The organism is Sporosarcina sp. Y352 (assembly GCF_056786535.1).
Genome location: NZ_JBXCJE010000016.1, coordinates 1 through 16,602, shown reverse-complemented (window position 1 = coordinate 16,602; position 16,602 = coordinate 1). Strand labels below are relative to the sequence as shown.

General features: G+C 40.0%; 13 protein-coding genes, 1 rRNA gene and 2 riboswitches. All 14 genes read left to right on the top strand.

The genetic code is table 11. The annotated features are described in order from the left end of the window. Window positions 1-12: 12 nt before the first annotated feature. Window positions 13-825, top strand: coding sequence for a PHP domain-containing protein (locus AC1TO6_RS18675; protein ID WP_482103135.1), 813 nt, complete (start codon window positions 13-15; stop codon window positions 823-825). A gap of 172 nt (window positions 826-997) precedes the next feature. Beyond that, entirely contained in the window at window positions 998-2,026 is a 1,029-nt protein-coding gene (locus tag AC1TO6_RS18670; protein ID WP_482103134.1) for a PhnD/SsuA/transferrin family substrate-binding protein, read from the top strand. Between the two features lie 316 nt (window positions 2,027-2,342). Beyond that, complete coding sequence (phnC, locus tag AC1TO6_RS18665) at window positions 2,343-3,107, top strand: phosphonate ABC transporter ATP-binding protein (protein WP_482103133.1); 765 nt, start codon at window positions 2,343-2,345, stop codon at window positions 3,105-3,107. A gap of 11 nt (window positions 3,108-3,118) precedes the next feature. Then, window positions 3,119-3,904 carry a PhnE/PtxC family ABC transporter permease gene (locus AC1TO6_RS18660; protein WP_482103132.1) on the top strand — a complete coding sequence of 262 codons (786 nt, stop codon included), beginning with the start codon at window positions 3,119-3,121 and terminating at the stop codon, window positions 3,902-3,904. Next, on the top strand, window positions 3,904-4,767 hold the full coding sequence (locus tag AC1TO6_RS18655) for an ABC transporter permease subunit (RefSeq protein ID WP_482103131.1): 864 nt from the start codon (window positions 3,904-3,906) through the stop codon (window positions 4,765-4,767). Before AC1TO6_RS18660 ends, AC1TO6_RS18655 begins: the two co-directional genes overlap by 1 nt. 56 nt (window positions 4,768-4,823) lie before the next feature. Continuing rightward, window positions 4,824-5,630, top strand: a complete 807-nt coding sequence (locus AC1TO6_RS18650; protein WP_482103130.1) for a Cof-type HAD-IIB family hydrolase — start codon at window positions 4,824-4,826, stop codon at window positions 5,628-5,630. A gap of 195 nt (window positions 5,631-5,825) precedes the next feature. Further along, window positions 5,826-7,295: a nicotinate phosphoribosyltransferase gene (locus AC1TO6_RS18645; protein WP_482103129.1), complete on the top strand. Its 1,470-nt coding sequence runs from the start codon at window positions 5,826-5,828 to the stop codon at window positions 7,293-7,295. A 15-nt stretch (window positions 7,296-7,310) separates the two neighbouring features. Next, entirely contained in the window at window positions 7,311-8,135 is an 825-nt protein-coding gene (gene nadE, locus AC1TO6_RS18640) for an ammonia-dependent NAD(+) synthetase (RefSeq protein WP_482103128.1), read from the top strand. A gap of 211 nt (window positions 8,136-8,346) precedes the next feature. Beyond that, entirely contained in the window at window positions 8,347-9,297 is a 951-nt protein-coding gene (locus AC1TO6_RS18635) for an AAA family ATPase (RefSeq protein WP_482103127.1), read from the top strand. Next, entirely contained in the window at window positions 9,294-10,508 is a 1,215-nt protein-coding gene (locus tag AC1TO6_RS18630; protein ID WP_482103126.1) for a DUF58 domain-containing protein, read from the top strand. Before AC1TO6_RS18635 ends, AC1TO6_RS18630 begins: the two co-directional genes overlap by 4 nt. Continuing rightward, window positions 10,505-12,700 carry a DUF4129 domain-containing transglutaminase family protein gene (locus tag AC1TO6_RS18625; RefSeq protein WP_482103125.1) on the top strand — a complete coding sequence of 732 codons (2,196 nt, stop codon included), beginning with the start codon at window positions 10,505-10,507 and terminating at the stop codon, window positions 12,698-12,700. The genes AC1TO6_RS18630 and AC1TO6_RS18625 overlap by 4 nt, the downstream gene beginning before the upstream one ends. A 31-nt stretch (window positions 12,701-12,731) precedes the next feature. Beyond that, a riboswitch (purine riboswitch) is annotated at window positions 12,732-12,832 on the top strand. A 93-nt stretch (window positions 12,833-12,925) separates the two neighbouring features. Then, on the top strand, window positions 12,926-14,497 hold the full coding sequence (gene guaA, locus AC1TO6_RS18620) for a glutamine-hydrolyzing GMP synthase (protein WP_482103185.1): 1,572 nt from the start codon (window positions 12,926-12,928) through the stop codon (window positions 14,495-14,497). Continuing rightward, a riboswitch (purine riboswitch) is annotated at window positions 14,489-14,589 on the top strand. It overlaps the preceding gene by 9 nt. A gap of 92 nt (window positions 14,590-14,681) precedes the next feature. Further along, entirely contained in the window at window positions 14,682-16,016 is a 1,335-nt protein-coding gene (locus AC1TO6_RS18615; protein WP_482103124.1) for an NCS2 family permease, read from the top strand. 524 nt (window positions 16,017-16,540) lie between these two features. Beyond that, window positions 16,541-16,602: ribosomal RNA gene (locus AC1TO6_RS18610) — 16S ribosomal RNA — on the top strand; the annotation flags it as partial.

The window sequence follows — 16,602 nt, the reverse complement described above, 5'->3', positions numbered from 1 at the left end:
GAGGAACTACTCATGAAAGCTGACTTACATGTCCATTCAAATTACTCAGATGGGTCCTCTTCGGTGGAGGAAGTGATGCATTTGGCTTCAACAAAAGGGATAACTCATATTAGCATAGTTGACCACGATACAATCAAGGGTATTGAGTCTGCAAAAATTGCGGGAAAAAACCATGGCATTTCAGTACTGCCAGGTATTGAAATATCAGCATATGATTTTGTGGAAAATCGAAAAGTACATATTCTTGGTTACATGTTTGATGAGAAAGCAACACACATTCAAGAACTTTGCAAACCCTTGTTAAAGAGAAGACATGAAAACTCCTTGTGGCAAATTGAACAGTTGCAAAAGAATAATTATGATATTCGGGTTGAAGATGTAGCGAAAAAAGCATTGATGTCAGGCGTTATTTATAAGCAGCATATTATGCATTGTTTACTAGATCACCATATTGAAACACCGCTCTATCAAGAACTTTATCAAACTCTTTTTAAAGGCGATGGCATTTGTGCCAGGGATATCGAATACGTGGATGCTGTGGAAGCAGTCAAGGCCATCAAGGCGGACAATGGCTATGCAGTGTTGGCACACCCTGGACAGCTGGATTCATTTGCTTTAATTCCGGAGCTTGTGAAAAATGGACTCGACGGAATTGAACGAGATCATTTGGACCATTCAAAGGAAGACAGATATAGAGTAGATCGCTATGCATTTGAGTACTCGCTGTTTAAGACAGGTGGTAGTGATTTTCATGGTGATTATGGTACTCCCGTTGAAATTGGAGATATTTTGAGCCCAACGCAATTCTTGAAGCAATTAGTATAAAGATTGTATGAAGATATTGTAAAAAAGACCATTTACATCTATTTATGTGTTGAAATGATAGTGACTAAATAAAGGAGGAACGGGTAGCAGTTGAAATGATAATCCGGCTTTTGAACCAGGCACAGTTACTAAGAAGATTGCAAACCAAACTAAACAATAAAAGGAGAAAATCATGAAAAAAAATCTTTTATCATTTTTAACTATTCTTTTGCTTGCATCAATCCTTACAGCTTGTTCTTCAGGAAGTGCTGCTAATTCTAGTGATACGTTAACAATGGTTTGGTATCCGAACGAATCAGGCAATGATTTAAAAACAGCGCGTGATGAAATTGGAAAAGTGATTGAAGATGTAACTGGTAAAAAGGTGGAGCATAAATTGACGACTGATTACGCCATTGCTATTGAAACAATCGCTAATGGTAATGCTCAGCTTGCATTCATGGGTGCACAAGGGTATATCGAAGCGAAAAACAAAAATGGGAAAATTGAGCCTCTCGTTGTACCAAGTGGAAAATCAGGGACAATCGATGATGCAGTTTACTATAGTTGGTTGGCTGTGAACAAGGCAGATGCAGAAGACTACAAAAAAGATGGTGAGTTTGCGATTGATAACATCGTCGATTCTAAATTCTCGTTCGTATCAAGCAGTTCAACTTCAGGTTTTAAAGTTCCATCAAGTGATATCGTTTCTTACTTCTCTAAGGAAGATAAATGGAAAGACTTAACGCCGGAGGACTTAATGGAAGGCGGTACGTTCTTTAAAGAAGTTTTATACGGTGATTCTCACCAAGGATCCGCAGTTAACCTACTAAATGGTCGCGCAGATGTAGCTGCATTTTGTGATACATGCGTCGGAAATTACATTGAAATTGCTGAAGGCGAAGCAAACACAAAAGGAACGGTCTATAAAGTAAAAGCGGATGCTGCTGAACCATTCAATACAGTTCCAGGTGAAGAATTTACATTGATAAATGTAACACCAGTGCTAAATGCTCCTTTCGCAGCAAACACTGATAGCTTAAGCGAAGAAGATTTCAAGAAGATCCAAGAAATTTTAACTTCAGATGAAATTTCAAACAACGAAAAGATTTTTGTTCCGGAAAGTTCTGAAGCTGCAGGTCTATTCAAGAAAACAGCAGATGAGAGGTTTGTTGTAGCAGAAGATTCTTGGTTTGATCCAATTCGTGAATTGTCCAAGTAAGAGGTATAGACGGTTACGAACGGACATTGGTTTTTACCTTTATTCAGCAGAAGACTCACACCTCCACTAGGTATGAGATGAATGCGGTTTTGTTTTCCTGTTCAGTGGGTGTCCAAAGGCGCGCTGAACAAAGGTAAAGCCTCCGGCGGATGTCACAGATTTTGAAAGGAGTCAATCGAGCAAGCTCGATTCAAAATCTGGACGCAATTACGCCGAGGCGTAATTGATTGAAGATAGCATGTGCCGAAGATGTATTCATTCAGGTACATGCTTTTTTTACAAAGAACTTCAAAAAATGGTGCAAGGAGTTTTTCTAATGGCTTTGTTACATATCAAAAACCTCTCCAAACGATATGGAAAAGACAGAGAGGTACTATCGAAGATTAATATGGAAGTGAATACGGGTGAGTTTGTCTCTATTATTGGACCATCAGGAGCCGGAAAATCAACGTTTTTACGTTGTATCAATCGAATGATTGATACAACCGATGGGGAAATTTTTTTTGATGATGTCAACGTAATGTCGTTATCCAAAAAAGAGTTGCGTAAACATAGAACAAAAATCGGGATGATTTTCCAACATTATAATTTAGTATCCCGTTTAACGGTTATTGAAAATGTATTGCACGGCAGGTTTGGCCATAAAACAACGCTTCAAGGTATTCTAGGACGGTTCACGGAGGAAGAGAAATTACAGGCATTTAGTCTTCTCAAAAAGCTTGGGATGGAAGAACACGCCTATAAAAGATGTGACCAATTAAGCGGAGGGCAAAAACAGCGTGTAGGAATTGCACGTGCATTGATTCAATCGCCGAAACTACTACTTTGCGATGAGCCAATCGCTTCGTTGGACCCTAACGCTTCTAAAGTTATCATGGATCACTTGCAGCGTATTTCCAAAGAACTGAATATCACTTGTATCGTTAACTTGCACCAGGTCGATGTAGCAAAAAGATACTCCGATCGGATTATTGGATTAAACAGTGGTCAGGTTGTGTACGATGGCACTTCTAAAAAACTGACATCAGAATACATTCATTCGATCTATGGTTCTGAAGCTGGAGATCTCATAATGGAATAGGGGGTACTGCTATGGATATTGAGGTTTTCAAGAGAAAGAATAATCGAGTGACGATATTCTGGATCATTCTAATAGGCATTACATTGCTATCGGCAAAAATTACGGATTTCAATTTTCTGCATGGAATGCAGACTCTGCCAAAAGCTTTTAGTTGGATGTTTTCTAATCTGTATATTACTGCAGAATCACTGGAAAAGATGCCATCCATTATGGACAAATTAATAGAGACCATTTTTCTATCCATTACAGCTACAACCACGGCCAGTGTTTTGGCTCTATTATTAGCGTTGATGGGATCGCATACGACGAAGGTTAATAACTTTTTCGGGTCATTAAGCAGAATAATTGCTTCGATTTATAGAAATATCCCGATTGTCGCTTGGGCGCTCATCTTGCTGTTGTCATTTGGACAAAATGCATTGACTGGTTACTTTGCATTGTTTCTTGCAACGTTCGGATTTTTAACGCGTGCGTTTATTGAAACAATTGACGAAACAAGTAGCAGTTCAGTGGAAGCTTTGCGGGCAACTGGAGCTACTTATTTTCAAGTCGTAGCTAAAGCGGTCATTCCGGAGTGTTTTCCGCAAATGATTAGTTGGGTGTTGTACATGATTGAAACGAATATTAGAAGTTCAACACTAGTTGGTATTTTGACTGGAACAGGGATTGGTTTCGCATTCGATCTCTATTACAAGAGTATGAACTATAACGTAGTCAGCTTAATTACTATTAGTATTGTCGTTGTTGTCATCGGTATCGAGCTTGTTTCCAACTATGTAAGGAGGGTTATTTTGTAATGACCATCGTTCAAAGCAATATGGCTTATGATGTGAAGAGAAGCAGTTCGGGGAAAATTAAATTAAAAGTTTGGAACAAATCGCAGGTTGTAACGATGGGTACGTTCGTGGCACTTCTTTTTTTAACAATCTACGGGTTTCTAACGTTCGATTATAAAGAAATCTCTTTAATAGAAGCGGGAGCAGCAACCCTTCATAATTTAAAAGTCATGTTTTTAGAACCCGTACTCAGTCATTTCACTTTTTGGGAGGCTGTCTATCAAGTAGGCCTAACAATGGGGCTTGCATTATTGTCGACGGTATTAGGAGCTGTCCTATCTTTATTTATCGCATTATTTGCTGCAAAGAATTTATCGACGAAGGTTGTGTCAAACGCCATTATTATTGTAGTCGCGTTTGTTAGAGCAGTCCCCACTGTATTATGGGTATTAATCTTCGCGATTGCTGCGGGACTCGGAAGTGAAGCGGCAATTATCGGTATGACTCTTCACACAGTCGCGTTTTTAGTAAAAGCGTACTCAGAGTCATTTGAGGAATTAGACGATGGCATTTTAGAAGCGTTACGGGCAAGTGGAGCTAATTGGTGGCATATCGTAACAAATGCAGTAATCCCTTCAACTGCAGCTTCCTTATTGTCATGGACGTTTTTGCGTTTTGAAACGAATTTCACTGTAGCGGTTGCGATGGGGGCGGCTGCTGGGGCGGGTGGCATTGGTTTTGAATTGTTTATGGCTTCCGGTTTCTATTTCGACCTACGAGAAGTCGGTTTTATCACGTATGCGATTTTGATTGTTGCGATTGGGCTCGAACTGTTATCGACACAATTGAAAAAACGATACCTAATGGACGCGGCAGTAAAGTAATAGATCTAAAAACTGTCTATTATTGAAAAAATATATCCATATCGGAGGAATTTAATTTGGAGAAAAAAGCTGTGTTTTTTGATTTGGACGGAACACTTTTAAATGAAGATAAGGTTGTATTGGAGTCGACGAAAAGGGCAGTGCATACGCTGCAGGAAAAAGGCATTTATACAGTGATATCTACAGGACGTTCGCCTCAAATGTTTAACTGGCTTTTAGATGAACTTAATATAAACTCCTATGTATCAATGAATGGCCAGCACGTTGTGTTTGAAGGGGAAGAAATCTATTCGAATCCGATGGACCCTGAAATGTTGCATAACCTTGCAAGTTTAGTGAAAAGTAAAGGTCATGGCCTTGCTTACTCCAACAACCAAATGAGTAAAGTAAATGAAGATAATCATCCGCATATTATTCCTAGTTATGAAAGCTTGAAACAAGTTTATCCGCTTGTAGAACCAGAATTTTATAAGCATTTCCCGGTGCATCAAGTTCAACTGTATTGTGAACGAAAATATGCAAAATTGTATGTAGAGCGCTATTCGGATCATACCTTCATTAATTGGGGGGATTATGCGTCCGACGTGCTTCCAAAGGGATCATCCAAGGCAGTAGGGGTTCAGAAAGTGCTTGAGAAACTTGGTATACAGAAAGAGAATAGTTATGCGTTTGGAGATGGAACGAACGACTTTGAAATGATTGACTTTGTTGGAACAGGTATCGCGATGGGCAATGCAGTTCCGGAGTTGAAGGCTATCGCTGATTATGTAACGACATCATGTTCTGAGAATGGAATTCTGGATGCTTTGATCGAATTAGGTTTATTAGAAACAGCAGACGTAGTTGTAGATTTATACAGATGAATAACACAAAAAGGTGCATCTCGGATTGTTGAGATGGACCTTTTTTCATGGCACAAGTATGAATGAATCATATAGTAAATGATTCGAAAACTGTAAGAATCATTAAAATGATTTGTTAAATCACGTTATATTAAGTCAGATTTAGGGTAAATAGTGTATACTTGTACCATTAGAATGTGGAAGAAGGAGATTAACGTGAGTTCGAAATATGCAGATGACAGTTTAGCATTACATACAGATTTATATCAAATCAATATGGCAGAATCCTACTGGGCGGATGGTATACACGAACGGAAAGCGGTTTTTGAACTATTCTTCAGAAGGTTGCCATTCGGTAATGGCTATGCAATTTTTGCTGGGCTTGAACGTATTCTCGACTATTTAAGGGATTTTCATTTCAGTGAAAGTGATTTGGCATATCTGAGGGATGATCTCGGTTATAAGGACGATTTCATTTCTTATTTAAAAGATCTTCGTTTTACGGGAGATGTCTATTCCATGGTTGAAGGGGAGCTTGTTTTTGCAAACGAACCAATTATTCGCGTGGAAGCGACGCTTATCGAAGCGCAGTTGGTTGAGACTGCTTTACTTAATATCGTCAACTACCAAACACTGATTGCAACAAAGGCAAGTCGGATTAAACAAGTCGTTAAAGATGAAATTGTGATGGAGTTTGGAACACGCCGTGCGCATGAAATGGATGCAGCGATTTGGGGAGCGCGGGCCACTTTCATTGGAGGCGTCGAAGCGACTAGTAATGTACGTGCTGGAAAAAGATTTAATATTCCTGTTACGGGAACCCATGCCCATTCAATGATACAGGCATATAAAAGTGAATATGAAGCATTTCATTCTTATGCGGCGCGTCATAAGGACTGTGTTTTCCTAGTGGATACGTATAATACGTTGAAAATAGGCATCCCGACGGCAATTCAAGTTGCAAAAGAACTTGGTGATAAAATTAATTTCATCGGTATTCGTCTTGATAGTGGAGATATTTCATTCCTGTCGAAAGAAGCGCGTCGTATGCTCGATGAAGCAGGATTCCCTAAAGCGCAAGTCGTTGTCTCCAATGATTTAGATGAATACACAATCCTTAACTTAAAAGCACAAGGCGCCAAAGTAGATGTGTGGGGGATTGGTACGAAATTGATAACAGCTTATGACCAGCCGGCACTGGGAGCTGTCTATAAAATTGTTGCTATTGAAAATGAAACAGGTGTAATGGAAGATACAATAAAGATTTCATCTACAACGGAAAAAGTAACTACGCCGGGAAGAAAAAAACTCTATCGAATTATTGACCGGGAAAACGGAAAGGCAGAAGGCGATTATATTACAATGCATGATGAGGATCCGGCTTCCGAAGAACGCATCAAAATGTTCCACCCCGTCCACACGTTCATTTCAAAGTTTGTTACGAATTTCGAAGCAAGAAATATGCATGTGTTAGTCGTGGAAAACGGCGCTATTATATACGATAATCCAAAGCTTGAACAAATGAGGGATTATGCGATAGCAAACTTAGATTTATTGTGGACTGAATATAAACGCTCTCTAAATCCCGAAGAATATCCCGTTGACTTAAGTCAGAAGTGTTGGGATAACAAAATGCGCAATATACAGGAAGTCCAGGAAATGGTGGAAGACTTCGTTGATCAATAAGGAGGAATTTCGATCATGACACTGCAAGACAGAATCATTGACGCGTTGAAAGTGCAACCTGTTATTGATCCGAAAGCGGAAATCAGGAAATCGATTGACTTTATGAAACAATACGCCACGAAATATGCATTTTTAAATGGCTTCGTCCTAGGAGTTTCTGGGGGCCAGGATTCGACGCTTGTTGGGAAACTTGCTCAACTGGCAGTTGATGAATTGAATGAAAAAGAAGGAACGGATCGTTACAAGTTTATTGCAATCAGACTTCCGTACGGTTCTCAGTTTGACGAAGATGATTGTCAGGATGCACTTGAATTTATTGAACCATCGCTGATTTACACAGTAAATATAAAAGAATCAGTCGATGCGAGTGTTCGTACATTGACAGCGGCGGGTGTAACATTATCCGATTTTGCGAAAGGCAATGAAAAAGCCCGGGAACGCATGAAAGTCCAATACTCAATTGCAGCGATGCACGATTGTATTGTTCTTGGGAGTGATCATGCAGCAGAAGCAATCACCGGATTTTACACTAAATTTGGTGACGGCGGCGCAGATCTAATGCCGCTATTTAGGTTGAACAAACGGCAAGGTAAACAATTACTTAAAGAGCTTAACTGTCCGGAACACCTTTACATGAAAGTGCCGACAGCGGATCTTGAAGAAGACAAACCGGCCATACCTGACGAAGTGGCTCTTGGAGTATCGTATGATGATATCGATGATTACCTAGAAGGCAAAGAGTTACCCGATGAACCGCGCATAGCAATCGAGAACCACTACCTGCGTTCAAAACATAAACGGCATATGCCGATTACGATATTTGATGATTTTTGGAAGTGATTAGAGGACTCCTATTAGGGGTCTTTTTTTATGCAATTTGAAGCGTTAAAAATAGACATCGTGGATACGCTCTAACATATTAGATTAAGCGACAGTTTGTGCTAATGACTACGTTGCTTAAGTTGTTCGAAAAAGGAATATCCTGTATTATGGAAGTATGTTTTGTTAATTTTCGGACAAATGACCACTATATACAATTGGGGGAAATGAAATGACGCATCAAGAGATAATTGAGAAGGTTTTAACCAATATTGATAAAGTGATGATTGGGAAACGGAATATAGCTGAGTTAAGTATCACAGCACTTCTTGCTAGGGGACATGTCTTGCTTGAAGATGTACCAGGCGTTGGGAAAACAATGATGGTAAAAGCATTGGCTAAATCAATAGGTGCAGATTTTAAACGCATTCAGTTTACTCCGGATTTGTTGCCTTCTGATGTCCTAGGTGTTTCAATTTATAACCCAAAAGAGATGGAATTCGAGTTTAGGCCAGGTCCAATCATGGGGAATATTGTTCTTGCTGATGAAATTAATAGAACTTCACCAAAAACCCAATCTTCACTTCTTGAAGGAATGGAAGAATCCTCAGTGACAATTGATGGAGAAACCATGCGGATTCCGCAACCATTTTTTGTCATGGCTACACAGAATCCAATTGAGTATGAAGGAACGTATCCACTCCCTGAAGCGCAATTGGACCGTTTTCTTTTTAAATTAAAAATGGGTTACCCAACGAAAGCAGAAGAGATTGAAGTGCTAAATCGTGCTGAAAAGGCTGTCCCAATTGAAAGTTTGGAAACAGTCATTTCTCTTGGTGATTTAATCAATTTGCAAAGTGCAGTAACTGAAGTCAAAGTCGACGATACGATTAAGTCATATATCGTGGAGTGTACATCGCAGACGCGTAATAATCCATATGTGTATCTAGGGGTGAGTCCGCGCGGTTCACTTGCACTTATGAAAGCATGTCAGGCTTATGCAATGCTAAAAGGGAGAACGTATGTTACACCGGATGATGTCCAGTATTTGTCCCCATTTGTATTTGGCCACCGTATGATTTTGCGACCTGAAGCGAAATACGAGGGGATTTCCACAGATGAAATTGTGGAAAGGATATTAGCGAAAGTGTATGTGCCAGTAGATAGGATTCGGGTAAAATGAAGAAAATAAGAAGACTGCTCGATGTGTCAAGCCGGTTCCTGTTTCTACTATCTGTTATAGTAGGAACTTTTGTATTTGCCATGTTTCAGGGCGGTACGGTAAGCTGGGCAATATTTTATTTTATATTACCTTTTGTGATTTATTCCATCCTGTTATTTATATATCCAATGTCAGATATGACCGTTGAACGGATAATTCGAACACCTCATGTGCAAAATGGAGAGAAGTTAATTGTATCATTAACTGTGAAACGCAAAAGTCGCTTTCCCTTACTCTATACAGTTGTGGCAGAAAAATGGACTGAACATGAAATAACCCGACTGGCAAACGCTAAATTAAAACGCCTCCATATCTTTGGGTTTCGCAAAGAGATTCAATGGGACTATGAAATCGAACATATGCCAAGAGGTGAGCACATTCTTCAAGGGGTTACCGTCGAGATCTCTGATTTTTTTGGATGGTTACGTAAGACGAAGTTTATTGAATCGAAAAATACGATTCTTGTGTATCCCAAAATGACTGACATTCATTATGTTCCTTTCGATACACAGTTTGACCGTGGAACAATCGCTTCACCTTTGAATATCGTCAAAGATACGACAATGGCGACAGGGGTCCGGAATTACCAGTCAGGAGACCGGGTGACGTGGATTCATTGGAAATCATTCGCCCGAACGCAGACGCTTATGACAAAGGAGTTTGAGGATAAAAGATCGCAAGAATTATCCTTAATAATGGATGGCAGAGAGACGATTGTGTTTGAGGAACTGGTGGAACTTACTGCATCTATAATGAATGAGGCTTCAAATCACCAAGCGGGCTTGGCATTGATGACGACTGGCTCCGAACCCGCGTTATTTCCCTTTATCCAGTCCGAAGAGCAACTTCATAGTGCGCTTATTCACTTGGCAAAAATTAAGCCGGATGTAAGTAAAGAGGCTGAAATTGCAGCAGACTTTGGAACAGTTTCTCAGCATGGTGGCACAACTGTATTGATAACAGGAAATCCGGATTGGCATTTACTACAGTCGGTATTGCGTAGTTCGAAAAATACGGGTTCCATCGTTTGCTTTGCAGTGGTAAAACGAGATAATCAGATGTTGAAAACAATTGAGGAAGATATTCGTTTGGCAAGGTCAAAAGGGGTTATCGTGCATTTGGTTAGAAGAGAACAGTTTAAGGAAGTTTTTAAAGAGGTGGCGCGGACATGATAGGAACGAGGATAGACAGAAAACTTCTCGTACTTCTATATATACTTGCATTTATTTTGTTAAGAGAATGGCTCATTCCAGTTATTGAAATAACAGATTCAGAGCATTTGACATTATTTCTTTTGTTTGTTGTTTTGGCCTTTTTACTGGCATTAGTCAGAGTTAAGTGGTGGATCGCTGTTTCCCTTAAGGTTCTATATATCTCGTGGGCAATTTATTATGTGTTTACCGGTAAGGTATTTATATCAAAAGACTCAATCGTATATTTAATAAAAGATATATTTTCAAATTTCGCTATTATTGCAAGCGGAGATTGGGAGAGTATAACCAATCCATTAAGGACTATTCTGTTTTACGCATTGCTTTGGATGACGTGTTATTTAATCCGATATTGGATTGAAGTGAGAAAGAGTATATTACTTTTTTATATTATGACTATCATCTTTATTGCATTTATCGATACTTTTGGACCTTATTCTGCGGATGGAGCTATTTTTAGAATTATGATGGCGGGATTATTACTACTAGGTGTGCTGGCTATTTTCAGACTCGCGGAAAAGTATAATACTGCCATATCAACAGGTACATTCATCTCAATTACTGTCCCGCTCCTAATTGCAGTTGTAATAAGCGCTACTTTTGCGAATTTCTTGCCGAAACAGGAACCTGCCTGGCCGGATCCAATTCCTTATTTTAAAATGATGGTACAAGGCCCTGGTGAAGGCGGCGGTTCGGGAGTATCTACAAGCGGATATGATACGGATGATTCGACCCTTGGCGGTTCATTTGTTCAAGACGACACGCTCGTTATTGAAGCGAAAGTTCCTAGTAAACAATATTGGAAAATCGAAACGAAAAATACCTATACTTCAAAAGGTTGGGAGCAGGTATCAGAGGATACTAACCAGGTTACCTACACACCAGGCATGAAGATGAGTGCTATAGATAACTTAGGACAAGAAGCGGAGCAATCCCGACAGCGTGCAGAATTGCAAGTCACGGAGGATTTTCCGTTCATTGTTTATCCATATGGGATAAGTATAGTCCACGCGGCTGATGACGTTGTTTTTCTACATTCAGAGGCTTCTGGAAAGTTTAGCACTATAATTAATGGAACTGAGAGCTCTCTAGACTCATACGAAATTGAATTTGAGGACTCAGATTATAGCTTAAAAAAGTTAAGATCTATAATGATGGAAGATTTCACAGGGGAAACGGAAGACTTTGCACAATACCTGCAACTTCCGGATCAATTGCCTGAGAGAGTAAAAGAACTTGCAGAAACGATTACTGCTAACGAAGAAAGTGTCTATGAAAAAACGAAAGCAATTGAAAGGTATTTTGGCAGAAATGGTTTTGTCTATTCACAACAGGGTGTAGCTATTCCGAAAGCTGGAGATGACTATGTCGATCAGTTTCTTTTCGATACCAAAAAAGGATACTGTGATAACTTCTCCACAGCAATGGTTGTTATGTTGCGTGCAATCGATATTCCTGCAAGATGGGTAAAAGGTTTTGCCCCGGGAGAATATACAAATAACGATGCCGGTGAACGGGTTTATCAGGTAACGAATAACGAAGCGCATTCATGGGTTGAAGCATATATGCCAGGAATCGGCTGGATGCCTTATGAACCCACAATTGGTTTTAGCAACTTGACGGACATCTCCTATGATATTGAGTTGGACTTGAACGATCCTGAAGCGCCAGAAATAAAAGAGCCGGAGAAGCCTAAGTCGGAGAGAGTTGAGAAACCTGTTAAGACCTTAAAAGATAATGAATTAATAGCGTTTTTCAAATCTTTTGGTTCATGGATTCAAACTCATAAATGGATAGTGATCTTGGCTGGACTCGCCGTGGTTCTAATTGTCTGGCGATTATATGCTGTTCGGGCAAAATGGTTACCCAAAGTTCTTGTTCAACTATACAAATCGGGGAGCAGCGACTGGGTAACATTCGAAAAAAGCTATACGAGTTTATTGAGACAACTTGAACGTCGTGGTTTGCATCGTGCAAATGGAATGACATTGTCTGATTACGCGGTGGATGTTGACAATTACTTTGGCGGTGAAAGAATGCGGAAACTTACAAATGCGTATGAAAAAGGTTTGTATGGCGGGAATAGAACTGATCACGAATGGGTGAATTTGCGTGAGATATGGGAAGATTTAATCAATAGGACTTCGAGTTGATTTTTGATGTAAATAGAAGTAAGATAAAAACAGAATAAGCACAAGGTGCCCTCATATATATCCGATAATATGGTTCGGATGTTTCTACAAGTTACCGATAATAACTTGACTATGAAGGTGGATTCAGCTCAAGTTTGAGCTGTTTTCGCTTTTAAATAGATGATGGGACGCGTGGAGAAGGAATTTCTTGCGCGTCTTTCTCTATTTAATAGGACCTTGGAGCAAATGGAAGAGGTGGACCGATTGGCAACAGCTCCTTTATTAGTCGAACAAGAAAAAATCGTGGTACTTGATTATGGCAGTAAGTACAATCAACTAATTACACGTACAATTCGTGAATTCGGTGTATATAGCGAACTTCATGCACACACGACTACCGCGGAAGCTATCAAGAAGATGAATGCTGTAGGAATCATATTATCAGGCGGCCCTGCTTTTCTGGGAGATGAAGAAGCATTTGATATTGATCCTGAAATCTTTGCTGCGGGTATCCCGATCCTTGGTGTTTCCTATGGTGCGCAACTAATCGTTAAGCATTTTGGCGGTGAAATAGAAAAAGTGGCTGATCGTATTGACGGTGTAAATTCAATCACTGTGAATAGTGCATCGAAACTGTTTACTTCGCAAGTGGAGCAACAAGATGTATTCGTGAGTCGTGGCGGTCGTATCGTTACATTACCCGAAAGTTTAACAGCACTTGCAAGTGGTGCGGGAAATGAAATCGTAGCGATTGGAAATGATGAGTCCAACATCTATGGCGTTCAATATCATCCTGAAGTAACACAATCCACACACGGAAATGAATTTCTACGTAACTTCGTCCTCGATGTATGTGATGTAAAAGCTAATTGGACGATGGAAAGTTTTATAGATATAGAAGTTGAGAAAATACGCAGCACAGTCGGAGACAAAAAAGTTCTTTGTGCCCTTAGTGGTGGCGTCGATTCATCTGTAGTAGCTGCATTGATACACCGCGCAATCGGAAATCAATTGACATGTATGTTCGTTGATCACGGTCTTCTACGAAAAGGTGAAGCGGATAGCGTAGTGGAAACCTTCAGCAACGATTTTAATATGAACTTCATTAAAATCGATGCACGTGAGCGTTTCTTAACTAAATTAAAAGGAATTGCTGATCCAGAACAGAAGCGGAAAATAATCGGCAACGAATTCATCTATGTATTCGATGACGAGTCGGCTAAGCTTGACGGAATGGAATTCCTTGCACAAGGAACAATTTACGCTGATATTATCGAAAGTGGTACAGCGACTACAGAAGTCATTAAATCACACCATAATGTTGGTGGGCTACCGGAAGATATGGACTTTGAATTGATTGAGCCGTTAACTGCTCTTTTCAAAGATGAGGTTCGTGCCTTAGGTGCTGCGCTAGGTCTTCCTGAAGAAATCGTTAGGCGCCAGCCATTCCCAGGACCTGGACTCGGTGTACGGGTACTTGGTGAAATAACGGAAGAAAAACTAAAAATTGTACGTGAATCTGATTGGATTTTACGTGAAGAGATCAAAAACGCCGGTCTTGAAGGTGCAATTTGGCAATACTTCACTGTTTTGCCTGATATCAAAAGTGTAGGTATGAAGAGCGGTAAGCGTACGTATGACTATGCAATTGGTATCCGCGCTGTTAATTCAATTGATGGAATGTCTGCTGATTGGGCGAAAATCCCATGGGATATTCTACAGAAAATCAGTGCACGGATTACGACAGAAGTACCTGAGATTAACCGGGTCCTCTATGATATAACGAGCAAGCCACCTGCAACGATTGAGTGGGAATAAAATATAGATTATCGTATAATACTGGGAATATGGCCTAGAAGTTTCTACGGAACACCTTAAATGTTCCGACTAAGATTCGGGTGGAAGGGAATAACCCTTCCATTAGAATTTGTTTTTAAGGAGCGTGCAAGCTAATTTTGCACGCTTCTTTTTATTGAAAATATATCATAAAAGGAAGATACGTTTGAAAAAATATTTTGAGTTCGACAAGCTTGGAACGACCTACCGCCGTGAAGTTATCGGTGGGCTAACAACATTTCTAGCAATGGCCTATATTTTGATTGTAAATCCTTTAATGCTGTCCCTGGACGGTATAACTGGTATCCCGGACGAAATGCGTATGGATAAAGGTGCTGTCTTCGTTGCGACAGCAATTGCCGCGGCGGTCGGTTCACTATTCATGGGGATTATTGCGAGATATCCGATTGGACTTGCACCTGGAATGGGCTTAAACGCATTCTTTGCATTCAGTGTTGTATTGGGGATGGGGATTCCTTGGCAAACTGCACTAACTGGGGTACTGTTCTCAGGTCTTATATTTATTGTTTTATCACTATCGGGTTTACGAGAAACGATTATAAACGCGATCCCTGCGCAACTTAAATATGCAGTTGCTGCGGGTATAGGTCTTTTTATTACTTTCCTAGGTTTTCAAAATGCCAATATTATCGTCGCGGATCCAAATACACTAGTCGCGTTGGGTGATTTATCCCAAGGTCCGACCCTATTGGCGATTTTTGGTCTTGTTATTACTGTGATCATGATGGTTCGTAAGTTGAATGGTGCAATCTTTTACGGAATGATAATTACTACTATAGTAGGGATGGTTTTTGGGTTAATCCATTTGCCCAATAAAATCGTTTCCGCTATACCGAGCGTAGCACCGACATTTGGCGCTGCATTCGATGCGATATTCCAGGATCCGACTTCTTTACTTACAACTCAATTCCTAGTTATTGTTATTACTTTTCTATTCGTGGATTTCTTCGATACTGCAGGTACGCTGGTCGCGGTTGCGAATCAAGCAGGTTTAATGAAAGATGATAAACTTCCTCGAGCAGGTAATGCGCTTCTTGCGGATTCAATGGCTACAGTCACCGGTGCGGTTTTAGGGACATCGACGACAACTTCCTACATTGAATCGTCTGCAGGTGTTTCAGCGGGAGCGAGAACTGGGTTTGCTTCTATAGTAACGGGCGTCCTGTTTCTACTAGCCTTGTTCTTTTCGCCGTTGCTGTTCGTTATTACGTCTGAAGTAACTGCGCCAGCTTTAATTATTGTAGGTGTACTGATGGCCTCATCATTGGGTAATATTGAATGGACACGCTTTGAAGTCGCTGTGCCGGCATTCTTTACAATTATCACGATGCCACTTAGTTATAGTATCGCAACAGGTATTGCGATTGGTTTCATTTTTTATCCCATCACGATGATAGTGAGTGGAAGAGGAAAAGAAGTTCATCCAATCATGTATGGTTTATGGTTTGTTTTTGTTTTGTATTTCATATTCATAAAGTAACTGAAGTGAATTAGAGGGCCTCCTGTTTAATAAGGAGGCCCTCTAATGATATAATTCAGCACCTTGGATAATTCCTATCTAACATATATTATGAATAAACTATGGGCCGCCTAAGAGGTTTAATTAGAGTAGTCTAGCCCTACAGTATCAGGCTTTGTAACATGAAGACCTCATCTTAGATCGCCGTCTTTGGATCCCATATCTTCAATTGGTTTTAAATGTTGGAATGATAGATATTAATGAAAACGCAACAAACTTTACAGAAAGAATATAAAACTGTTGACATACGTTTATATGGATGTTATATTTATTAAGCAGTCGGGAGCAAACGACAAATACCGACAGCGAATCACAACAAATGAACCTTGAAAACTGAACAGCAAAACATCAATGAGATACAGCGAGAGTGTGAACGCACTTGAGCAAAACGTTTCGAAGTAAGTCGGTTTCGGTCGAACGAAAAGAAACACACACAAGAATCTTCGGATTCGAGTCAGCAAGAAATGAGCTATTCATTTTCTTCTATTATGGAGAGTTTGATCCTGGCTCAGGACGAACGCTGGCGGCATGCCTAATACATGCAAGT